Consider the following 21,903-nt stretch of genomic DNA (forward strand, 5'->3'; position numbering starts at 1 on the left):
GCGGGCGGCTTCGTTCCTCGCTCACCGGCGGTCCGCCTCTCCAGCCGGCGATGTGCCGGACGGCTCCCGACTCGCAGAGCCATTGCTTCTCGCGATGAACGCGTCGCGATGTCTGTCACCGGAGCCCATCAGGTTGAGTTCGAAGGTGAAGCCCTGCTCGAACCGGTAGCTGCGCCTGACATCGACCGGGTCGATGCCGTTCAGCGACTCCTTGGCCCGCCGGATGACGTAGGGGTCCTTTCCGGCGATCTGGGCGGCGACCTCGAAGGCGGTCTCGCGTAGCCGGTCGCGGGGCACGACCTCCAGCACCGAGCCGAAGGCGTGCAGTTCGGCGGCGGTGACGGTGCGGCACGTGTAGACCATGGCCCGCATCAGATGCTGGGGGACCAGCCTGGCCAGGTGGGTGGCCGCGCCGAGCGCGCCCCGGTCCACCTCGGGCAGGCCGAAGTAGGCGTCGTCGGAGGCCACCACGATGTCGGCGTTGCCCGCCAGCCCGACCCCGCCACCGAGGCAGAAACCGTGCACGGCGGCGATCACCGGGACCTCGCACTCGTAGACCGCCGCGAACGCCGCGAAGCATCCGCGGTTGGCGCCGACCAGCGCGGCGTGCCCGGTGGTGGCCTGCATCTCCTTGACGTCCACCCCGGCGTTGAACCCTCGCCCCTCCGCGCGCAGCACCACGACGCGGGTCTCGGGCGCGTGCCCGGCCTCCTGGACGGCCTCGGCCAGCTCGAACCAGCCGGAGACGGGTAACGCGTTGACCGGTGGCACGTCCACTACGACCTCGGCGACCGCTCCGCCGCCGTGAAGGGTGATTCTCATCGCGCCTCACTGTTCGCACCTAACGCTTGCTTGGTACGGTAGCACGCGACAGCCGGACACAGGGGGTCGCCCGGCGACCTTCCGGGAGGCATCCCGGTGGCCGGTTCGAGGCTCGGCCGGCCCACCTGGGAGGGCATGTGACGGCGGTCGGTCTTCCGGAGACTCCCCCGGGCGACCGCTTCGAGGACGAGGGCGAGGAGGCGAGCGCCGTGAACGCTGAGGGCGATGCGGATCGCGCGGCCGGGGTGGACGGCGCGACGGGCTCTCGTGGCGAGGTGGACGCCGAGGCTCGTGGAAGCGGCGGAGTACCCGGCCGGGTTCGCTACGACCACACCGGATCGGTCGTGCTGGTGACCGGTGGCACCAGGGGGCTCGGCGCGGGTATCGCCGACGCGTTCCTGGCCGCCGGAGCCGAGGTGGTCGTGTGCGCCCGCAGGAAGCCGGAGGCCCTGCCCGAGGGCCTCGCGTTCGTCCCGGCCGACGTGCGCGACACGGCGGACGTGGACCGGCTGGTCACCGAGGTCGAGGAACGGTACGGGAGGCTCGACACGGTGGTCAACAACGCCGGAGGCTCGCCGTACGCGCTCCTGGCCGGAACCTCCCCGCGGCTGCACGCCCGGATCGTGGAGCTCAACCTGATCGCCCCGCTGCTGGTCGCGCAGCGCGCGCACCCCCTGCTCGCCGCCTCCGGCGGCTCGGTCATCATGATCGGCAGCTCCAGCGGTACCCGCCCCTCCCCGGGCACCTCCGCGTACGGCGCGGCGAAGGCGGGCCTGCACCACCTGGCCGCCTGCCTCGCCGCCGAGTGGGCGCCGCGGGTGCGGGTCAACACGGTGGTCGTCGGCCTCGCCGAGACGGAGGACTCGGCAGACCACTACGGCGGCCCCGACGGGGTCGCGCGGATGGGCGCCGCCGTTCCCGCAGGCCGGATGGCCCTCCCCGCCGACGTGGCCGGGGTGTGCCTGTGGCTGGCGGTCCCCGGCTACGTGACCGGCGCGGAGATCGCGGTGCACGGCGGTGGCGAGATCCCCGCCTGGCGGGAGATCGCATCTGGACACGACGGGTGAACAGCCGGGAAACTCTGCATGATCACGATGAAAGGAGCCCTGGCATGGGTGGGATCTGTGACGGGCGCGTGGTGATCGTGACCGGTGCCGGGCGCGGCATCGGCAGGGAGCACGCCCTGGAGTTCGCCCGGCAGGGGGCCAGGGTCGTGGTCAACGACCTCGGCACCGGCCGCGAGGGGGACGGGCGGTCGGGCGACCCGGCGCTGCGGGTGGTCGAGGAGATCCACGCCCTGGGCGGCCGGGCCGTCGCCAACAACGACGACGTCACCGACTGGGGCGGCGCCGACCGGCTGGTCAAGACGGCGCTGAGCGCCTTCGGGCGGCTGGACGTACTGGTGAACAACGCCGGATTCGTCCGTGACCGGATGTTGGTCTCGATGACCGAGCAGGAGTGGGACGACGTGATCCGGGTCCACCTCAAGGGCCACTTCCTGCCGCTCCGGCACGCGGGCGCGCACTGGCGGGAACGCTCGAAGGCGGGCGACCCGGTGGACGCCCGAGTGATCAACACCTCCTCGGGGGCCGGACTGCTCGGCAGCGTCGCCCAGGGCAACTACTCCGCGGCCAAGGCCGGCATCGTCGCGCTCACCCAGGTCGCCGCCGCCGAACTCGGCCGCTACGGCGTCACGGTGAACGCGATCGCCCCGGCCGCCCGCACCCGGATGACCGAGGAGGTCTTCGCCACCATGATGGCCAGACCCGAGGACGGCTTCGACGCCATGCACCCGGCCAACATCGCCCCCCTGGTGACCTGGCTCGGCTCGGCCGCCTCCGGGCACGTCACCGGCCGGGTCTTCGAGGTGGAGGGCGGCGTCATCTCCCTCGCCGACGGCTGGCGCCACGGCCCCCGCGTCGACCGGGGCGCCCGCTGGAACCCGGCCGACATCGGCGACGCCGTCGCCGAACTCCTCACCGAGGCCCCCGGCCCCGAGCCGGTCTACGGGGCATAGTCACCGGGCCGGGCCGCGGCCTTTGACGAGAGACGAGCGCTCGGCTCATGTCCTCCGGGTAAGTAGACCTGCTCGCGCCCCGGCGCCTGGACGGCGGCGGCCGAAGCACATCGTGGACGGGGCACGCACTGCCGATGGATCGGCCGGATCTCGTGATGGAGCGGATCCTGGGCTTCGTCTCCGAGGAGGACGACTGACCCTGGCGCGCGGCAGTACGACGCCCCGTGGTCTCCGGTCCAGCGGTGCAGCCCGGCCTCCGCCTGATGAGGCGACCCGCCTGGCGCTCTCAGCCGCTCGGCTTGTCAGATCATCCGCACACCCTCTGAAGGGGTGCGTATCGAGACACAGGTCTTTACGGTTTCCCGCCATTGAAGTCGGAGGTTCGCCTCCATGGTGGCCGTGACCGTCGGTTGCCTAGCGTTGGCCGACGTGATCAGTCTCCAGGGTTTGTGCAAACGCTACGGTGACCGGATGGTCGTCGACGACCTGTCGTTGGACGTGAGGCCCGGCACGGTCACGGGCTTCCTCGGGCCGAACGGGGCAGGAAAATCGACGACGATGCGCCTGATCCTCGGGCTCGACCGCCCCACTGCGGGCACGGCGCTGATCGGCGGTGTGCCGTACCACGAGATCAGGAACCCGCTGCGGACGGTGGGCGCGATGCTGGACGCACGGGCGCTGCATCCCGGGCGTAGCGGGCATGCGCATCTGCGGGCGCTGGCGCGCAGCAACGGCATCACGCGGAGCCGGGTGACGGAGGTCCTGGAGCAGGTCGGGATGGCGGATGCGGCGGGTAAGCGGGCCGGTGGGCTGTCGCTGGGAATGAGCCAGCGGCTCGGTATCGCGGGCGCGTTACTGGGCGACCCGGAGGTGCTGATGTTCGACGAACCGGTCAACGGTCTGGACCTCGACGGCGTGCGCTGGGTGCGCCACCTGATGCGCTCGCTGGCCGAGGAGGGCCGCACGGTGTTCGTCTCCAGCCACCTGATGAGCGAGATGCAGCTCACCGCCGACCATCTGGTGGTGATCGGCAGGGGACGGCTCATCATGGACGCGCCGCTGGCGGAGGTCATCGGGCGCAACTCCCCGACCGCCGTGGTCGTCCGCACCCCGCACGCGGCCGACCTGTCCGTACGGCTGAACGGCGCCGGGATCACGGTGGAACGGCTCGGCGAGAACGAGCTCGTCGCCACCGGCGCCACGATCGAGCGGGTCGGCGACCTGGCGTACGAGGCGGGCATCCGGCTGCACGAGCTGCGTACCCGCGAGGCCTCGCTGGAGCAGGCATATCAGGAGCTGACCGCGAGCAGCGTGGAGTACGGCACACGGGAAGCGGGAGTATGAACATGCGGACCAGAGAGTTGGGCCAGGCGGTCGGCGCGGAGTGGGCGAAGCTGTGGTCGGTCCGCTCCACCTGGTGGTGCCTGGCCGGCGCGATGGTGCTCATGGTGATGAGCGCGCTGACGCTGGGCGGGGCGACGGCCACGGACATGCTCCGTGCCGAGGGTGGCGGAACCCGCTTTCCGGCGAGCGAGCCGGTGATCTCGGCGACGTCGTTCGCCCAGTTCGCACTGGTCGCGCTGGCGATGCTGGTGATCACCTCGGAATACGCGTCGGGCAGCATCCGGAGCACGCTGCAGGCCACGCCGATCCGCGGCCGGGTGATCGCCGCGAAGGCGCTGGTGGTGGGGCCGGTGATGTTCGCCGTCGGAGTGCTGTCCGGGGCCGTGGCCACCGCGGTCGTCTACACGGTGCTGTCCGCCGACCTGTTCGGCGGCTATGTGGCGCTGCCGCCCGCCGAGGTCGCGCTCGACCTGCTGAGAGTCGGTGTCTTCTTTGCCCTGGTATCGGTGATGACGCTCGGCCTGGGCACCGCGGTGCGCAGTGCGGCGGGCACCCTGACCGTGGTGTTCATGCTGCTGATGGGCCTGCCGCTGATGCTGCTGATGACGGGTGTTCCGGCGGCGTTGGAGGTGTCCCTGCGCATGCCGCTGTTCGCCGGTCTGGCCTTCATGGGCAGTACCGACAACCTGACCGGCGGCCCGATGCCCTACGGGGCGGGAGAAGGTCTGCTCTGGCTGCTGGCATGGACGGTGGCGGCGGTGGCGGCCGGCCATGTCGTGCTGCGCCGGCGTGATGCCTAGACTTCGGGCCGTGTCAGCTAACTGTGCCGCGCGCACCCTGGTGGGGGTACTCGCGGGCATGGTCCTCGGGGTCGTCGAGCTGGCCTTCCTCTGCCTGGCCTGGCCTGCTTCCCTGATCGCGGCCACGCGGCCCGTCGCCGACCGGGGCCTGGCCCGGCTGATGGCACTCGAACGGGCCCGGCTGGCCAGGTGGCTGGGCCACGACACGACGCGGACGGCCGGCGGCTACGGCTTTCTCACCGCCCGCGCCGCCCTGGGCGTGGTGGGCGGGTACGGCTGCGCGGCGGGTCTGTTCCTTGGTGGCCTGCTCCTGTTCGGAGGGCTGTGGGACCTGCTCTGGGGTGAGTCCGAGGCGGTGCCGGTGAACCTGCCCGGCGTGAAGCTGGTCACCACCAGCGGGATCCTCGGGCTGACCAGCGCGGGGGCGCTACTGGCCCTGGTGACGCTCGGGGTCCTCGCCGTGGGAGCGGCCGAACGGCGGCTGGCCGACCACTTCCTCGGACCGGGCAGGCAGGAGCTGATGCGCAGGCGCATCGCCGAACTGACCGCGACCCGCGCGGGCATCATCCGGGCCGTCGACGACGAACGGCGCAGGATCGAGCGCGACCTGCACGACGGCGTGCAGCAACGGGGGGTGGCGCTGGCCATGCTGCTCGGCCGCGCCCAGCACAGCCCCGACCAGGCCAGGACCGCCGAGCTGGTGGGCCAGGCATACACCGAGTCGCGCCAGCTCCTCGACGAGTTACGCAGCGTGGCCTGGCGGATCTATCCGACCGCACTCGACGAGCTGGGCCTGCGCGCCGCGCTCGCGGGCATCGCCGAGCGGTCGAGCATGCCGGTGACCGTGCACTACGGGCTGGCCGACCGGCCCGTCTCCGAGGTCGAGACCGCCCTGTACTTCACCGCCCGTGAGGCGATCACCAACGCGATCAAGCACGCGGGAGCCCGTGACATCCTGGTCATGCTGACAGAGGACGAGCGGACGGTGAGCGTGGCGATCTCGGACGACGGCAGGGGCGGCGCGGACCCCTCGGGGGGAGGGCTCTCCGGGCTGGCCAGGCGAGTCCTGGCGCTCGACGGAGTGTTCACCGTCGACAGTCCGGCAGGCGGCCCCACCAAGATCGCCACGACGCTGCCGAAGGACACGCCGTGCGACTGATCCTGGCCGACGATTCCGTGCTGCTCCGCGAGGGCCTGATCCGGCTGCTGAACGACGCCGGGCACGAGGTCCTCGCCGCCGTCGGCGACGCGCGGGCGCTGCTCGACGCCATCCGGCGGCACCCGCCGGACGTGGCCGTGATCGACGTACGCATGCCCCCCACGCACACCGACGAGGGGCTGCGGGCAGCACTGGAGATCCGCGAACATCGGCCGGACGTCGGGGTCCTCGTGCTGTCCCAGTACGTGGAGAAGACGTACGCGGCCACGCTCCTCGCGGGAAACACCGAAGGGCTGGGCTACCTGCTCAAGGACCGGGTCTCGGAGGTCGCCGACTTCCTGGACTCGCTGGAGCGGGTACGCGCCGGCGGCACGGTCTTCGACCCGGAGGTGGTCCGCCAGCTGCTCGCCCGCACCACCCACGCCGACCCGTTGAGCAGGCTGAGCAGGCGCGAGACGGAGGTGCTGCGACACCTCGCGCAGGGCTACGTCAACGCGGCGATCGCCGAACGCCTGCACGTGTCGCTCAGCACCGTCGAAAAGCACATCAACGCCATCATGGACAAGCTCGACCTACCCCGCGACCCCGGCTACAGCCGCAGGGTGCTGGCCATCCTGCGCTACCTCGACGGCTGAAGGCCCGGCCGGTCGCCGGTCGAGCGTTTCTCATGTCTCGCCGGTCCTCACGGCATCGACCCTGCGCTGTGTCGGAGAGACACGCGTCTCCTAGGGGGCGGTTGCGTCCAATTCCTCCTGGACCCTCAACCTAGCGACGCAGGAGGCGCCGCAGAAGGCGCCACAGGGCGTAGAAGACCCATGCCACGAACATTTCGGGCCCCCTGGACCAGGATTGCGAAACACATCTTCTGGTGCACGCACACGTCCGGGAGAGAGGTGTCCAGGGGAACTTCAGGCTTCATGCCGGGTTCCGGTGGTGGTATGGGCCCCTCACGTCTACTCAGGGGATGAATGTCATCGCTCACGCCACCGTTGTATTGAGATCATCTTGGAACTTACTGGCGTTCCACTTGGCCACCACGCCGATAGACCGGTCATCGAGGCTGTGCCCGCGGTGCCTCGGTCACCGCGGGCGCCGGCGAATCGTCGTCGGGGACGCTTTTGTGAGCCGGTACATCAGCAGCGGGGATCCGCATGATCCGGATCTGTCACGCGTCCCGGTCGACGTCGAGGGGCTGGCCGACCTGGTGCACAACCGATACACCAGTAATCGCAGACTCCCCTTTGTGACGATTGCTGGACAATATGGTCAGGCTTTGTCTGCTTCGGGTCCGCCACAAAGTAACAGAGCGCTGCGTCTCAAGTCCGCTGTCATTTGCGGGTCAGCCGGTAGCCGTTCCGGTGAAACTCGTGGAAGGCGGCGAGGTTCTCCAACGATTCGGGCGGGACGCTCAGCTCGTTGCCGTTCAGGTCGAGGAAGGTGAGGGCGTTGAGGTCACTCAGCCACTCCGGCAGGGTGGTCAGCCGGTTGTTGCTCAGCTCGAGCACGGTGAGGGCGGTGAGGTCGCCGAACGTGTCGGGTAGCGCGGTCAGCCGGTTGCTTCCCAGTCTGAGCTTTTTGAGGGCGGTGAGGTTGCCCAGTGACTCAGGCAGAGCGGTCAGCTTGTTGTAGCCCAGGCCGAGGAAGGTGAGGGCGGTGAGGTTGCCCAGCCACTCGGGCAGGACAGTCAGCCGGTTGCCGGTCAGCTCGAGCCTGGTGAGGGCGGTGAGGTCGCCCAGTGACTCCGGAAGAGGGGTCAGCTTGTTATAGCTCAGGTCGAGCTTGGTGAGGGCGGTGAGGTTGCCGAACGCGTCGGGTAGGACAGTCAGCCGGTTGTCGCACAGGTTGAGGTCGGTCAGGTGAGTGAGGTTGCCCAGTGACTCAGGCAGAGCGGTCAGCTTGTTGAAGCTCAGGTCGAGCGTGGTGAGGGCGGTGAGGTTGCCCAGCCACTCGGGCAGGACCGTCAGCCGGTTGCCGGTCAGCTCGCTACGGCTCAGCTCGCTACCGCTCAGGTCGAGCGTGGTGAGGGCGGTGAGGTGACCCAGACACTCGGGCAGGACCGTCAGCTTGTTGTCGTACAGGCCGAGGTCGGTCAGGTGAGTGAGGTTGCTCAGTGACTCGGGCAGGGTGGTCAGTTCGTTACTGCCCAGGTCGAGGTAGGTGAGGGCGGTGAGGTTGCCCAGCCACTCGGGCAGGGTGGTCAGTTCGTTGCCGTACAGGTCGAGCCTGGTCAAGTGAGTGAGGTTGCCCAGCCACTCGGGCAGAGCGGTCAGCTCGTTGCTGTACAGGTTGAGGTCGCTCAGGTGGGTGAGGTTGCCCAGCCACTCGGGCAGAACCATCAGCTCGTTACCGCTCAGGTCGAGCGTGGTGAGGGCGGTGAGGTCGCCCAGCCACTCGGGCGGAGCGGTCAGCTTGTTGTAGCCCAGGTCGAAGAAGGTGAGGCCGGTGAGGTCGCCCAGCCACTCGGGCAGGACCGTCAGCTTGTTGACGCGCAGGTTGAGTGCGGTCAGGTGAGTGAGGGCGGTGAGCGATTCGGGAATCGTCTCCAGGCGGAGATGGGACAGGTCGAGTATGGCCGATCCGTCTCGCAGGCAGTCGCTGATCCGTTCGGCGGCGACCGACCAGCCGTCTTCGGGCCTGACCATGTCTTCTCCTCGTCGTTGCCGGCGTTTCCGGACTTGGCTCTGTCGCGCCAGATGCGCAAGCCGGTGACGAGGCTAGGGGCCGGTACTGGGAAACGGCTTGTAGATCACTCCAGCACATCGAGGAGAAGGCCGGACCGGATTGGGGCCGGGCCTTGAGCGACATCGGAACGGTGGATGGCGGCAACTCCGCCCGTGTCGGCTCGCTAACGCCACTGGCCGTTCCGTTGTCGATCAAGCCCCGCTACCGGGAGCCCGCTCCCATTCGCGACTCAACAACCCGATGATGACCACACCCCTGCGGTCTGCTGACCCAAACCTCACACCAAATCCCTTTGTCAGCAGGCTCTAAAGAGGAAGAAGCCTCACCAATTCCGAGATTCCATCAATCGCTGGGCCGATACGCTCTACGTGGAAAACGTGCTGGTCCTGAGGGCAAACGGACTAAGCCGGAGCCGCCGGTCGTCGCCATCGCGGGCGGGCTGTTCACCCAGGAGGGGCTGAGCGTCCAGCGGGGGTTCCTGCGCACGCTCGCCGCCCAGTACGGGACGGGCGTGCGCCAGGTGGACTTCACCCGGGACGCCGCCCAGGTCATCGACGCGTGGGCCGAACGGGAGACGGCCGGGCGGATCAGGAAGGTGTTCGACGACCTGGCGCCGCAGACCCTGCTTGTCATCGCCAACACCGTGTACCTCAAGGCCGAGTGGGAGACGCCGTTCACCGGCCCGTCGGAACGGAACGCCGCCTTCACCCGGGCGGACGGCACTGCCGTACGGACCGACCTGATCCGCCGTACGGGCAGCCTCCCGTACGCCTCTGGAGAGGGCTGGCAGGCGGTGGAGCTCCGCGACCTGACCCAGGCGGTCCACCACGCCACCGTGACCGTGGACGAGTGGGGCACCGAGGCCGCCGCCGTCACCGCGCTGGCCCTCGGGTATACGGGCCCACCCGAGCCCGTGCCCGAGGTGGAGGTGGAGGTGCGCGCCGACCGGCCGTTCGCCTTCGCGATCATCCACCGGCCGACGTTGACCCCGCTGTTCATCGGCCAGGTCACCGACCCGACCGCGAAGGGCTGAGCCCTGCACGGCCCCGGCGGGCGGGGCTCAGGGGTCGGCGGGGCAGGGCGGGGCGAGGTGTTCAATGACGGCGGCGATTACTTCGCTGCCGGGCCGGGTGTTCGGAGCGGGCGGGAAATTCTCGCGGTCCGGTACCGCAAGAACGCGGCACCTGCTCCGACTCCATGGTGAACGGTGCCTTTGGGGGCGCCGCCCGACCATTGAGGGAGACGACGTTGAAGTTCATGTTGATCATGCACAACAACCCGCAGATCTGGGACGCGCTGACCGAGGAGGAGCGCAACGAGGTGATGAGCGGCCACGGCCCGTTCATGGAGACCATCAAGAAGTCCGGGGAGATGATCGGCACCACCGCGCTGGCCGACCCGTCGCAGAGCGCCGTGGTCAGGGTCCGGGGCGGCGTCCCGGCGGTGACGGACGGGCCCTACCTTGAGGCCAAGGAGTACCTCGGAGGCTACTACCTGGTGGAGTGTGACAGCCGGGAGCGCGCCCTGGAGCTGGCCGCGCTCATCCCGGACGCCGGCGTCGAGGGCCTCGGCATCGAGGTGCGGCCGGTGGTCTACGCGGGCACGGCCGACGACTGAGCACGCGGTGAAGTTCCTGCTGAGCCTCTACCTGAGCGCCGCGGCCCTACCTTGGGGAGGGCTCGACCATGAGGAGTTCCTGGCCACGGCCGGGCAGGCAGGGGAACTGATCAGTGCTCACGTGTTCGCCGATCCGTCCATCAGCGCCGTCGTACGGGCTCGGGACGGCGTGCTGACCGTGACCGAGGGCCCGTACCTGCAGCCCCTGGATCATGTCGTCGGCCAGTACGTGGTCGACTGCGAAAGCCGGGAACGCGCCGTGGAACTGGCCGCCCTGATACCGAGTGGTCAGGTCGGCGGCGTGGAGGTGCGGCCGCTGATGGACTCGGCCGGGATGGAGATGTGAGCACGACCGAACGCCTCGGGGACCTGCTGCGCGAACTCGCGCCGCAGGTCCTCGGCGTGCTCCTGCGCCGCTACGGCGGATTCGAGGAGTGCGAGGACGCGGTCCAGGAGGCGCTGCTCGCCGCGGCGACGCAGTGGCCCGCCGACGGGGTTCCGGACAGCCCGCGTGCCTGGCTGGTCACCGTCGCCTCCCGCCGCCTGGTCGACCAGGTACGCAGCGAGCAGGCGCGCCGCCGCCGGGAGGTCACCGCGGCGGTGCGGTAGGCGCCGGACGCCGCCGTCGCGCCGGCGCCCGGCGAGGAAAGCCCGGGAGACCAGGACGACACGCTCGCGCTGCTGTTTCTGTGCTGTCATCCGGCGCTGACGCCCGCCTCTCAGGTGGCGCTCACGCTGCGCGCCGTCGGCGGGCTCACCACCGCCGAGGTGGCGCGGGCGTTCCTTGTGCCGGAGGCCACCATGGCGCCGCGGATCAGCCGTGCCAAGCAGCGGATCAAAGCCGTCGGTGCGTCGTTTGAGATGCCGAGCGTCCAGGAGCGGGCCAAACGGCTGGACGCCCTTCTGCATGTGCTCTACCTGATCTTCAACGAGGGCTACCGGAATGCGGGCTGGTGCTCCGGGCTTCAGCCCGGGGGTGAAGGCCCGCGCGTGAGTGCCCGCTAGGGCGCGAGCGTGCTCTAGACCGGGCGGTTTTGCTGCTCGATGTACTGGCGCACGATCGACAACGGTGCGCCGCCGACGCTCCCGGCGAAGTAGGAGCCCGACCACAGCTTGTTGGCCCGGTAGTAGTGGGCGGCCAACTCGGGGAACTCTTGTCGCATCCGCCGGGACGCCACACCCTTCAGCGAGTTGACGAGCTTGGACAGAGCCACCTTGGGTGGAAAGTGGACCAGCAGGTGGACGTGGTCGTTCTCGCCATTGAACTCGGCCGGCCTCGAAGTCGGCGCACACATCCCTCATGATTTCTTCCACGCGGGACAGGTGAGGGCCGGTGAACACCCGATGCCGGAACTTGGTCACGAAAACCAAGTGGGCGTGGTGGAGCAGGAAAACATCGTGCCCGCAGTCCTCACATCGCCGGATCCAGCCATGACCCAACAGTGGATCAGGCATGATGACGGCATGGCTGGACAGGAGTTGATCACGCTGCGGCGCGGACATAAAGCCCGCCTGGAGCTGACCCGCGCTCAATCGGCGCTCCTGGACGAGCAGGCATCCGCCGCGATCACCGTATGGAACTGCCTGCATGCCTATTGGACGCATTTCTCCGGCAAAAGGCCGACCCTGGCCCAGGCCGACCAGGCGATCCGCCAAGCCCGCGCAGACTTCCCGTTCCTGGCGGTGCTGCCCGCCCAGGCCGCCCAAGCCGTCCTGAAAACGTATCGGCAGGCGTGGGAGAACTTCTTCAACCCCGATCACCCCGCCAAGCGGCCCACCTTCAAGTCCAAGAAGAACCGGCCCCGCTTGGCGGTCGATGTGCCGCAGGCCCGCACCATGCGGATCGTCCGCCTGTCGGCCAGGTGGGGCGCGCTCACCGTGCCGATGGTGGGCCGGGTCCGGTTCCGCTGGACCAAAGACCTGCCCGGCGTCGGGAAGAACTCTCCCGCGGGGAAGGTGACCGGCGGACGCCTGATCAAGGAAGCCGACGGCTGGCACCTGGTGTTTCGCACCGAAACCCTCCTCGCGCCCGCCTGCGCGCATCAGGGCCCGCAGGTCGGGATCGACCGGGGCGTCAACGTCGCCCTGGCCCTGTCGGACGGAACGATGCGCGAGCACGGCTCCTGGCTGACCGACGGCGAGCGCGAGCACCTGCGCCGATTGGAGAAGACGTCGGCTCGCCGGCGCGCGTCCCGGCCGAAGAAGACCCGCCCCTCGGGGCGGGAGCGGCGTACCTACGACCAGATCGCCCGGCTGCGCGCGAAAGCCAAGCGCAGGGCCATCGACTGGCAGCACCAAACCACCACCGAACTCGCCGACACGTTCGCTGTGATCAAGGTGGAGAAACTCGCCATCCTCAACATGGTCACATCCGCCAAGGGCACGATCGAAGCCCCGGGCAGGAACGTCGCTCAAAAGGCGGGCCTGAACCGGTCAATCAGTGGCGAGGCGTGGGGCCGGACCGTCACCCTGCTCGAATACAAGAGCACCGACCGGGGCGGACAGGTCATCAAGGTCCCCGCCCCGGGCACCTCACAGACCTGCCACCGATGCGACCATCGCGACCCGGCCAGCCGCAACGGAACCGTGTTCGCCTGCACCAACCCTGAGTGCGGATGGGTCGGCCACGCCGACACCAACGCCGCGATCAACATCAACAACGCCGACGGATCAGCGGTGTCAGGACGTGGAGACCTCGGGGTTACCCGGTCTGTGAAGCGTCAACCCCCGCGCGCTGCTTAACCGCGACGCGACGGGAGAATCCCCGGCCTTCAGGCCGGGGAGGAGGTCAAACCGCCAGTTCCGGACCCGACCTGCACTGCGGCGAGCTCACCGCAGAGGCGATCCGGCTCACCCGTATGGTGCATCGGTCCTTGCCGGATGACGGTGAGGTCGCCGGGCTGCTGGCACTGATGCTGCTGACCGACGCCCGCCGTGCGGCTCGCACCGGCCCGGACGGCGTCCTCGTACCGCTGGCCGAGCAGGACCGGAAGCGGTGGGACGCCGCCCTGATCGAAGAGGGCACCGCGCTGGTCACCGGCGCCATGTCCGCCTCACCCCTCGGCCCCTACCATCTCCAGGCGGCAATCGCCGCGCTGCACGTCCAGGCACCGCGGGCTGAGGACACCGACTGGGAACAGATCCGCATCCTGTATGCGATCCTCGGCCGGATCGCGCCGAACCCGATGGTCACGCTCAATCACGCCGTCGCGGTCGCGATGACCCGCGGACCCCAGGCCGGACTCGAACTGCTGGAAAGCCTGGACGGTGACCCCCGGATCGCCCGCCACCACCGCCTCTATGCCGTCCGTGCCCACCTTCAGGAACTGGCGGGCGAGTACGCCGCCGCACGAGAGAACTACCGGCTGGCGGCCCGGCGTACCACGAGCCTTCCCGAACAGCGCTACCTGCGGGACAGGGCAGGCAGGTTGGAGCGATAGCAGCCGGCGAGAACGCGCCTGCTCGACGGGGACCGGTGGACGCAGCCCAATGCCGCCGCTTACGCGCCGAACGATATCGCCCGTCGTCGGCGCGGCCGGTCGAGGTGGAGCTTTGTCAGGCTACTGTCGGGCGCCGATGGCTTCGGCGGGGTGCTGTCTGAGCGCCAGTCTGGCGGGTACCTCGGTGGCGATCAGGGCGAGTCCCGTCGCCACCGCGACCACCACCAGGTAGGTGACGGGAGACACCGACGGTACGGCGGAGCCGGTCATGCCCAGGCTGAAGGCCGACAACGTCGCCAGCGCGATCGCCGAGCCGAACACCGTGGCGATCAGCACCGCGGTCAGCGTCTCCAGGCGCAGCATGCGCAGCACCTGGCGCCTGGTGGTGCCCACCAGGCGGAGCAGGGCGAGCTCGCGCGATCGGTCCGAGGTCGACATGGCCAGCGTGTTGACCACGGCGATGGCGGCGAAGGCGATGATCAGGCCCATGGCCACGTAGTTCACCTCGGCGTTGCCCAACTGGATCTCCGTGGCCCGGATCGCCTTGAACCCGTCGAGTTCGGCGCTCCGGCCCGCGACCAGGAGCGACGGCCTCGGGTCGTCCACGTGCTCGGCCACCAGGCCGTGGGCGAGGGTGATGTCGCCGAAGCCCAGGCCGCGCGTATAGACCGCGGCCACCGTCAGCTTGGCCGGAGTGCCGTCGCCGAGGGTGAGCCTGACGGTGTCGCCGGGTTTGACACCCAGTTGGCCGGCGGTCGTGCGGCTCACGGCGAGAGAGTCCTTACTCAGGTTCCTGATCGAGCCCGCGGTCACGCCCAGGTCCATGGTCTGGTCCAGGCCTTCCGGAGTCACGGCCTGCGCGCCGTACTTCGTCAGCCCGATCCGCACCGAGGTGCGCACCACCTCGGTCACCGCCGTCACGCCCGCCACCTTTCTGACCGCCGCGGCCGAGCCACCGGGGATGACGTAGTCGGCCTTGGTGCCCGACTCGGCCTGGACCTGGGCGGCGTTCTGCATGGTGGTCTGGACGAACAGGATCGTGCAGGTCATCGCGACCATGAGCCCCAGAGGCACGATGACCGAGGCCAGGCGCTTGGCACTCGAGCCGAGGTTCTTGGCCGCCAGCCAGCCGCCCACCCGGGAGGTCCGCAGCGGCACGGACAGGACCGCCGTGGCCGTCCTGGCCAGCAGCGGGCCGAGCACCGCCACGGCGATTATCCACAGCAACGCGGTGAACATGGTCACCGGGCTCGAGGCCGCCTCGGTGGTCAGGCCCGACAGGAGCACGGTCAGCACCACGCTGCCGGCCACGATCAGCAGGCCGAGCACCAGCCGGCCCCAGGGCAGCCGCGCGCTCGGCAGAGCCGCGTCGCCCAGCGCCTCGACCGGGCGGATGCGCGTGGTACGGCGGGCCGAGACGCGAGCCGCGGCCCAGGCGGCGCCCACGGTCGCCAGAAGCGCCGCGAAGATCGGGAACGGACTGAGAACCAGGGCCAGATTCTCCGGCATCGCGCCCAGCGCCACGAACCTGGAGCGCAGCCAGAAGCCCAGCCCCAGCCCGGTGAGCGCACCCAGCGTGCCTGCGCCCAGGCTGACCATCAGCGCCTCACCGCCGATCAGCTTGCGGATCTGCCTCGGCGTCGCCGCGACCGCCCGCAGCAGGGCGAGCTCGCGCTGGCGCTGCTGGATCGACAGCGCGAAGGTGCCGACCACCACCAGGATCGCCACCAGCAGCGAGGTGCCGCCCATCGCGCCACCCAAGCTGATCAACTTCACCCGCGACTTCTCCGCGTCGATGAACTCCACGGTGCCACGATCGTCTCCGGTGTAGGCCACCGCGCCCGGCGTGGTCGCGACCGCCATCCGCGGGAAGACGCCGATGGCGCTCACCAGCCCGTCGCGCCCGGCCAGCCTGCGCGCCTCGGCGGTGCTGAAGAAGATCGTGTCCTGGCTCGGCAGGGCCTGCTCGGTGACACCCACGACGGTGTAAGCACCGATTTTCGCTCCCACAGGGATGTCCGCACGGGCGTCCACGACTACCTCGTCGTGGCCTTCCGGCGCCCTGCCCGCCTTGATGGTGAAGGGGGTGAGGGGCGCCGATTCCCAACCGTGCGCGAGGAAGTTCTGGAAGGGAAAGGTCACCTCGGTGACCACCTTGTCCACGCCGGGCGCCTGCTTCAGCCGGTCGGCCACGGTGGCCGGAATCCAGCGGCGTTCGGCCAGCGGCTTGGCCTTGGACTTGGTCTTGCCGTCACCCTTGTCGATCGTCTCGCGGACGAACTGGTCACCGGCCACGATCACCGGGGCGCCCGCGTACCGTTCGGGGGCCACGCGGCCCCGCAGTCCGGTCTCCAGCAGCATGCCGCAGGCCGCGACCAGCGCGGCCGCACAGAACAGGGCCACGAACGCCCCGGCGAAGGCGCCCTTGCGATGGCGCAAGGACTTCAGTGCGAAAGAGAACATCAGACCCACGCCCCCAGGTGCGTCATGCGAACGGCCACCTTGTCGGCGGTCGGCGCGGCCATCGTGTCCACGATCCGACCATCGGCCAGGAACAGGACGGTGTCGGCGTACGACGCCGCCACCGGGTCGTGTGTCACCATCACCACCGTCTGCCCCATCACGGACACCACGTCGCGCAGCAGGCCGAGCACCTCGCGCGCGGTCATCGTGTCCAGCGCGCCCGTCGGCTCGTCGCCGAAGACCACTTCGGGCCTGGTCACCAGCGCCCTGGCGATCGCCACCCGCTGCTGCTGCCCGCCCGACAACTGGGCCGGGCGGTGCGTGGTCCGGCCCTCCAGCCCGACCCGGTTCACAACCTCCGACAGCCAGGCCTGGTCAGGACGGACTCCCGCCAGTCGCAGCGGCAGCGTGATGTTCTCCAGCACGGTCAGCGAGGAGACCAGGTTGAACATCTGAAACACGAATCCGACCCGCTGCCTGCGCAGCTCGGTGAGCCTGGTCTCGTTCATCCCGGCCAGCTCGGTGCCGCCCAGCCGTACGGAACCGGAGCTCGGCACGTCCAGCCCTGCCGCGCAGTGCAGGAACGTGCTCTTGCCCGACCCCGACGGGCCCATCACCGCGGTGAAGGTTCCGCGCGGGATCGCCACCGACACCTCCCGCAGGGCGGCGACAGCGCTCTGGCCCTTCCCGTACACCTTGCTCACCGCGTCCATGCTCACTACATCTGTCATGCCCTCTACTCTGCTGAGCTGTGCTTTCTCCCTCCAGAGAGATCATCACGCGTTCGACATGACATCATCATGATTCGGACACTGGTAGACATTCCTTGTGATCAGAGTCCTTATCGCCGAAGATCAGCACGTCATCCGCGGCGCCCTCGTCGCGCTCCTCGGCCTCGAGGACGACCTGGAGATCGTCGACTCTGTCGACTCCGGTGACGCCGCCGTGCCCTCCGCCCTGGCCCACCGCCCGGACGTGGCCGTCATGGACATCGACATGCCGGGCACCCTGGACGGGCTGGCCGCCGCAGCCGAGCTCCACGCGCGGCTGCCCGGCTGCCGCATCCTGATGCTGACCGGGTACGGCAAGCCTGCCCACCTGCGCAGGGCGCTCGCCGCCCAGGTGGACGGCTTCCTCCTCAAGACCGCCCCACCCGAGGAGCTCGTCGCCGCGATCCGCAAGGTCGCCGCGGGGCAGCGCGTGCTCGACCCCTCCCTCGCCGTCACCGCCTGGGACCTGGCCGACAACCCCCTGACCGCGCGCGAGGCCGACGTGCTGCGCCTGACCGCCTCGGGCGCCGGCGCCACCGACATCGCGGCCCAGCTCTTCCTGAGCGCGGGGACCGTCCGCAACTACCTGACGACGATCACCACCAAACTCAACGCCCGCAACCGCACCGACGCCGTCCGCATCGCCACCGAAGCCGGCTGGATCTAACGGCTACCCACCGCGGCGTCCTCGTACGGAGCCCAGGCCGTCAGCTCGAACCGCCCTTCCCCGTGCGAGGTGGCGAGCCGCCCGCCCAGGGTCTCGAGCCGGGTGGTCAGATTCCCCACCCCCGCCGAACCAGGACGCCCCTTCACCGAGGTCACCCCGTCATTGCGGACGCGCAGCCGTACCCCCTTCCCCTCCGTCGCCGTCGCTATCGCGCAGTGTCGTGCGGAGCTGTGCCTGAGCACATTGGTGACCGCCTCACGCAGCACCGCGCTCAGCACGGTCTCGGCGCCGGAGGCGAGCGTCTCGTGCCCAAGTGACAACGACACCTCAATCCCCGCGGCCGTCAGCACGGAGCGCGCGGACTCCGCCTCGGCGGCGAGCTCCAACTCCAGCTGCCCACCGGACACGGCGCGCAGATCAGCCTTGGCCCGCTCGGCCATCTCCAGAGCCTCGGCGAGCTCCACCCGCGCCCGCGGAGCGTCGAGCCGCCTGGCCAGCTCGCACTTCAGCAAGATTGCCGCCAGGCTGTGCCCGAGCAGGTCGTGCAGGTCGCGGGCGGCGCGCAGCCGTTCTTCGACGACCGCGGTCCTGGCCAGCTCCTCCTTGGCCTCCCGCAACTCCTTCACTACCTGGGCGAGCCTGCTCAGGCTGTAGATGACCAGTCCCGTCACCAGTGTGCTCACCGTGTAGTTGACCACGACGGGTGTCGGCAGCCCGAGCAGGAAGCCGATCACCGCCACGCTGGCCATCACCCCCGCCACCAGGTGCAGCCCCCATGCCCACGGGAAGACGAGCAGCAGTGGCCCGGCCAGGAACCCGGGGATGCCCAGCCAGGCCTGGCCGAACAGCGCTATCGGCGCGTACGTCAGCGCCGCCATGACCAGCAGTCCCACCGTGTGCCGTCCCCTGACCGAGCGCAGTTGCACGAAGACGATCGCCGCCAGCAGGACGAGGCCGGGGATGAGCAGGCTGGAGGGGACCTGGAGCAGTGCCTTGGTGCTGAAGCCCACGAGGATGGCGGTCAGGAGGCTGATCGACAGAGCGTAGGCGTGCTCCTCGTCGTACAGGGTGGCGCTCTCTTCGGCCGGCTGCGGGAGCATGGCCTCGACGACATGGTGGCCCTGGGGTGACAGGCTGGTGGTGAGGGTGCCGCCTGCCTCCGCAAGCCGGGCGGGCAGGTCGCCGAGGAGTTCGTCGCCGGCGTTGGGCACGCCGTCGTTCGTTACACGGAGCCGTACCTGATGGGCGAGGACGCGGGTCTCGATCGCGCAGAAGGTGGCGCCGCCGTGCCGTACGACCTGGGTGACCGACTCCCGCAACACCGCCGCGAGCAGCGCCCCCGGGGGACCGAGCGGTTCGGTGTGGCCGATCTGGATCTCGACGGGGATGCCGGCGGCGCTCAGCATCGCCCGAGCCGTGGTGATCTCGGGCGCCAGCGAGGTGGCGCGGTAGCCGGAAGCCGCGGCCCTGGCCTCGGCCAGGGCCCGGCGCGCGGCGCCGACAACCTCGGCGATGGACTCACGGCTGGGATCCTCGGCCGACAACCCCTGGGTGATCCCTGTCAGGCCCCGGCCAAGACCGTCGTTGAGCTGGGCGGCAATGCGTAGCCGTTCCTCCGACACCGCTGCGGCGGCCAGGGCGAGCCTGGTGGCCTGCACCTCGTCGACCTGCTCGACGAGCCGCGTCAGACCGTAGATGACCAGCGAGATGAGGATCATGGAGATCGTGGAGTCGAGCGATTCACGATCGATGATCGCAGCGCTCACCGCGACGGGGATCGCCAGCGGCCAGAGCCGGGTCAGCAGCAGCGAGCCGCCGAGGAAGCCGAGCAGGCCGACCGACATGTCCAACCAGGCCGTGGCGGCGTAGGCGATCACGGTCTGGGCGGGAAGGAGGCGAGCGGGACGGGAGAGCCGCAGGACGTACGGCAGCTGCATGGCGAACATCGGGCCCGCCAGAAGGATGCCGTAGGGGGCGGCTAACACGTAGACGCTGGAGAACCCGGCGAGCACGGCGATGACGATCCAGCGTGCACGACGCGACACAACAACCCTCCAGAATCATGACGGATCGCTATATCACCACATGGGGGCGATGTTCCTCGCACAGGTGCCCTGGTTTCCGGCAGAACCGCGCCGTCGTGTGTCATCGCCTGGTTGTCGGACAAGACCTTCGCGCTCTTGGGTGTCGCCGTGGTCTCAGCGGCCGCCTTCAGGGGGAGGAAAGGGGACTGTGCCCGAGCTGGAACCAGACCGTTCCGCCGGTTTCGTCGTTCTGGCTGCTGCCCCATGTGCTCGCCAGGAGATTCACCCAGCTCAGGCCGCGCCCAGTGAGGCTGTCGTCGTCGGCCGTCCGGATCGCGGGCACGCTGGTGGCCGAGCCGTCGTCGATCACCTCGATGTGGATCAGGCTGTCGCCCAACCCCACCCGGACCGTCACCAGCCCGCCGGGCCTGGCCGAGTCGCTGTGCAGGACAGCGTTGGTCACCACCTCGCTGACCAGCAGTTCGAGCGTTTCCAGTGTCTCGGCGGTCGCATGGCCGTCCAGGTGTCAAGAAGCTCTCGGCCGCTCCGACTAACCGGCGAAACGTCGAGAGAACAGGGAGTTTCGGATATGCGAGTCAACCGGGCCTGGCTGGGACTGGTCATCCTCATACTGCCGACATTGCTCGTCGCGATAGACACGACGGCGTTGCTCCTCGCGCTCCCACAGCTGGCTGCCGACCTGGGTGCCACCAACGTCCAGCAGCTGTGGATCAGTGACGGCTACGGATTCATGGTGGCCGGCTTCGTCATCACGATGGGTACGCTCGGCGACCGGATCGGCCGCCGACGGCTGCTGATGATCGGCGGGGCGGCGTTCGCGGTGCTGTCGGTCGTGGCCGCCTTCGCGGTCAACCCGCTGATGCTGATCGTCACGCGTGCGCTGCTGGGCATCGCCGGCGCGACCCTGGCGCCGTCCACACTTTCCTTGATCACCAACATGTTCCGCGACGAACGGCGGCGCGGGCAGGCCATCGCGATCTGGGCGACCTGCCAGTTCACCGGTGGCGCGCTCGGACCCGTACTCGCCGGATTCCTGCTTCAGCACTTCTGGTGGGGATCGGTGTTCCTGGTCGCCGTGCCGGCGATGGCGTTGCTGCTGCTCGCCGGGCCGGTCCTGCTGCCGGAGTTCCGCAGCGACCAGGCCGGCCGGCTGGACCTGGCCAGCGTCGGGCTGTCGCTCGTGGCGGTGTTTTTGATGGTCTACGGCTTCAAGCAGCTGACCGTCGAGAGCGTGCCGGTCGTGCCGGCGGTGGCCCTCGTCGTCGGCGCAGCCATCGGATTCCTGTTCGTACGCCGGCAACTGCGGCTGGAGGCGCCGCTGCTGGACCTGCGACTGCTCCGCAACCGCCCGTTCACGGCCGTACTCGTCGGGCTGGCCTTCGCCGGCATCGCCATGGCCGGTACCGGCCTGCTGGTGACCCAGTACCTGCAGAGCGTGCTGGGCTTCTCGCCGTTCGCGTCGGCGGTGCTGTTCGCACCGATGGGCCTGGGCGTGGCGGTCGGCACCATGGCCGCGCCGGTGCTGGGCCGGCGGATGAAGCAGACGACCGCGATCGCCGGTGGGCTGGTGGGGTCGGCGCTGGGCAGCCTGCTGCTGGTCGGCGTCGACGGTGCGAGCGCCCTGCCGCTGGTGATGATCGGCATCACCGTACTGGCGCTGGGCACCGGCCCGCTGTTCGCGCTGGGCACCGGGCTGGTCGTCGGGTCCGTACCACCGGAGCGCGCCGGCTCGGCGGCGTCGATGTCGGAGACCGGCAACTACCTCGGTGGTTCGCTCGGTTTCGCGCTGCTCGGTGTGGTGGCCGCGGTGGTCTACCGCAGCCGGATGGACGGCACGTCCGACTCGCTGGCCGGCGCGGTCGCCGCCAGCCGGCACCTTCCCGCCGACCAGGGCGCGGAACTGCTGCACACCGCGCGGGAGGCGTTCACCGCCGGCCTGCACATGACCGGCGTCGTCGCCGCGGTCATCTTCGCCGGGCTGGCCGTACTGATCCTGACCATGCGCCCGGCAACCCGGACCGTCCCGGCCGCACTATCCACGTCGACTCGCTGAGCAGGCGCGAGACGGAGCTGTTGC

Annotated in this window: 21 protein-coding genes and 1 pseudogene; 15 read left to right on the plus strand and 7 right to left on the minus strand. The window is 69.6% G+C overall.

Translation table 11 applies throughout. The features are described from left to right. Positions 1 to 21 precede the first annotated feature (21 nt). Positions 22 to 822 carry an enoyl-CoA hydratase family protein gene (locus ABT130_RS02855; RefSeq protein ID WP_350952284.1) on the minus strand — a complete coding sequence of 267 codons (801 nt, stop codon included), beginning with the start codon at positions 820 to 822 and terminating at the stop codon, positions 22 to 24. A gap of 137 nt (positions 823 to 959) precedes the next feature. Between ABT130_RS02855 and ABT130_RS02860 the strand changes: the two genes are divergently transcribed. From ABT130_RS02860 to ABT130_RS02885, 6 genes are all read left to right on the plus strand, one after another. Then, positions 960 to 1,889 carry an SDR family oxidoreductase gene (locus ABT130_RS02860; RefSeq protein WP_502992054.1) on the plus strand — a complete coding sequence of 310 codons (930 nt, stop codon included), beginning with the start codon at positions 960 to 962 and terminating at the stop codon, positions 1,887 to 1,889. Between the two features lie 44 nt (positions 1,890 to 1,933). Next, complete coding sequence (locus ABT130_RS02865; protein ID WP_350952286.1) at positions 1,934 to 2,839, plus strand: SDR family oxidoreductase; 906 nt, start codon at positions 1,934 to 1,936, stop codon at positions 2,837 to 2,839. Between the two features lie 429 nt (positions 2,840 to 3,268). Next, entirely contained in the window at positions 3,269 to 4,183 is a 915-nt protein-coding gene (locus ABT130_RS02870) for an ATP-binding cassette domain-containing protein (RefSeq protein WP_350952288.1), read from the plus strand. 2 nt (positions 4,184 to 4,185) lie between these two features. Further along, positions 4,186 to 4,983, plus strand: coding sequence for an ABC transporter permease (locus ABT130_RS02875; protein ID WP_350952290.1), 798 nt, complete (start codon positions 4,186 to 4,188; stop codon positions 4,981 to 4,983). Between the two features lie 10 nt (positions 4,984 to 4,993). Further along, positions 4,994 to 6,142, plus strand: coding sequence for a sensor histidine kinase (locus ABT130_RS02880; RefSeq protein ID WP_350952292.1), 1,149 nt, complete (start codon positions 4,994 to 4,996; stop codon positions 6,140 to 6,142). Further along, positions 6,133 to 6,777 carry a response regulator gene (locus ABT130_RS02885; RefSeq protein WP_350952294.1) on the plus strand — a complete coding sequence of 215 codons (645 nt, stop codon included), beginning with the start codon at positions 6,133 to 6,135 and terminating at the stop codon, positions 6,775 to 6,777. The genes ABT130_RS02880 and ABT130_RS02885 overlap by 10 nt, the downstream gene beginning before the upstream one ends. 693 nt (positions 6,778 to 7,470) lie before the next feature. On the opposite strand, the gene ABT130_RS02890 is transcribed toward ABT130_RS02885, so the two are convergent. After that, on the minus strand, positions 7,471 to 8,784 hold the full coding sequence (locus ABT130_RS02890) for a leucine-rich repeat domain-containing protein (protein WP_350952296.1): 1,314 nt from the start codon (positions 8,782 to 8,784) through the stop codon (positions 7,471 to 7,473). Between the two features lie 332 nt (positions 8,785 to 9,116). On the opposite strand from ABT130_RS02890, the gene ABT130_RS02895 reads away from it, so the two are divergent. From ABT130_RS02895 to ABT130_RS47710, 5 genes are all read left to right on the plus strand, one after another. After that, positions 9,117 to 9,857 (plus strand): serpin family protein, encoded by a 741-nt coding sequence (locus tag ABT130_RS02895; RefSeq protein WP_350952298.1) that lies wholly within the window; start codon positions 9,117 to 9,119, stop codon positions 9,855 to 9,857. 224 nt (positions 9,858 to 10,081) lie between these two features. Beyond that, positions 10,082 to 10,441, plus strand: a complete 360-nt coding sequence (locus ABT130_RS02900; protein WP_350913425.1) for a YciI family protein — start codon at positions 10,082 to 10,084, stop codon at positions 10,439 to 10,441. Between the two features lie 7 nt (positions 10,442 to 10,448). Beyond that, positions 10,449 to 10,787 (plus strand): YciI family protein, encoded by a 339-nt coding sequence (locus ABT130_RS02905; RefSeq protein WP_350952300.1) that lies wholly within the window; start codon positions 10,449 to 10,451, stop codon positions 10,785 to 10,787. Then, entirely contained in the window at positions 10,784 to 11,050 is a 267-nt protein-coding gene (locus ABT130_RS47705; RefSeq protein ID WP_451935470.1) for a sigma factor, read from the plus strand. The genes ABT130_RS02905 and ABT130_RS47705 overlap by 4 nt, the downstream gene beginning before the upstream one ends. 78 nt (positions 11,051 to 11,128) lie before the next feature. Further along, entirely contained in the window at positions 11,129 to 11,446 is a 318-nt protein-coding gene (locus ABT130_RS47710) for a sigma factor-like helix-turn-helix DNA-binding protein (RefSeq protein ID WP_502992059.1), read from the plus strand. A gap of 14 nt (positions 11,447 to 11,460) precedes the next feature. On the opposite strand, the pseudogene tnpA reads toward ABT130_RS47710, so the two are convergent. Continuing rightward, positions 11,461 to 11,896, minus strand: a pseudogene (tnpA, locus tag ABT130_RS02915) (IS200/IS605 family transposase). A 9-nt stretch (positions 11,897 to 11,905) separates the two neighbouring features. On the opposite strand from tnpA, the gene ABT130_RS02920 reads away from it, so the two are divergent. Further along, complete coding sequence (locus ABT130_RS02920) at positions 11,906 to 13,183, plus strand: RNA-guided endonuclease InsQ/TnpB family protein (RefSeq protein WP_350952302.1); 1,278 nt, start codon at positions 11,906 to 11,908, stop codon at positions 13,181 to 13,183. Further along, complete coding sequence (locus ABT130_RS02925) at positions 13,111 to 13,881, plus strand: RNA polymerase sigma factor (RefSeq protein WP_350952374.1); 771 nt, start codon at positions 13,111 to 13,113, stop codon at positions 13,879 to 13,881. Before ABT130_RS02920 ends, ABT130_RS02925 begins: the two co-directional genes overlap by 73 nt. Positions 13,882 to 14,001: 120 nt before the next feature. Here ABT130_RS02925 and ABT130_RS02930 read toward each other — a convergent pair whose 3' ends face one another. Further along, positions 14,002 to 16,344, minus strand: coding sequence for an ABC transporter permease (locus tag ABT130_RS02930; RefSeq protein WP_350952304.1), 2,343 nt, complete (start codon positions 16,342 to 16,344; stop codon positions 14,002 to 14,004). After that, a complete protein-coding gene (locus ABT130_RS02935; RefSeq protein WP_350912926.1) occupies positions 16,344 to 17,075 on the minus strand; it encodes an ABC transporter ATP-binding protein in 732 nt (243 codons plus the stop codon). Before ABT130_RS02935 ends, ABT130_RS02930 begins: the two co-directional genes overlap by 1 nt. A gap of 97 nt (positions 17,076 to 17,172) precedes the next feature. On the opposite strand from ABT130_RS02935, the gene ABT130_RS02940 reads away from it, so the two are divergent. Then, positions 17,173 to 17,781, plus strand: coding sequence for a response regulator transcription factor (locus ABT130_RS02940; protein ID WP_350952306.1), 609 nt, complete (start codon positions 17,173 to 17,175; stop codon positions 17,779 to 17,781). On the opposite strand, the gene ABT130_RS02945 is transcribed toward ABT130_RS02940, so the two are convergent. Together ABT130_RS02945 and ABT130_RS02950 are read right to left on the minus strand one after the other, a co-directional pair. Next, positions 17,778 to 19,826, minus strand: a complete 2,049-nt coding sequence (locus tag ABT130_RS02945) for a sensor histidine kinase (RefSeq protein ID WP_350952308.1) — start codon at positions 19,824 to 19,826, stop codon at positions 17,778 to 17,780. The two genes, ABT130_RS02940 and ABT130_RS02945, sit on opposite strands and share 4 nt — an antisense overlap. Before the next feature lie 166 nt (positions 19,827 to 19,992). Further along, positions 19,993 to 20,328 carry an ATP-binding protein gene (locus tag ABT130_RS02950; protein WP_350952376.1) on the minus strand — a complete coding sequence of 112 codons (336 nt, stop codon included), beginning with the start codon at positions 20,326 to 20,328 and terminating at the stop codon, positions 19,993 to 19,995. Positions 20,329 to 20,394: 66 nt separating this feature from the next. Between ABT130_RS02950 and ABT130_RS02955 the strand changes: the two genes are divergently transcribed. Then, positions 20,395 to 21,879 carry an MFS transporter gene (locus ABT130_RS02955; protein ID WP_350952310.1) on the plus strand — a complete coding sequence of 495 codons (1,485 nt, stop codon included), beginning with the start codon at positions 20,395 to 20,397 and terminating at the stop codon, positions 21,877 to 21,879. Positions 21,880 to 21,903: the final 24 nt, after the last annotated feature.

Origin of the sequence: Streptosporangium sp. NPDC001681, assembly GCF_040298085.1 — a bacterium.
In the GTDB taxonomy this organism is placed as follows: Bacteria; Actinomycetota; Actinomycetes; order Streptosporangiales; family Streptosporangiaceae; genus Streptosporangium.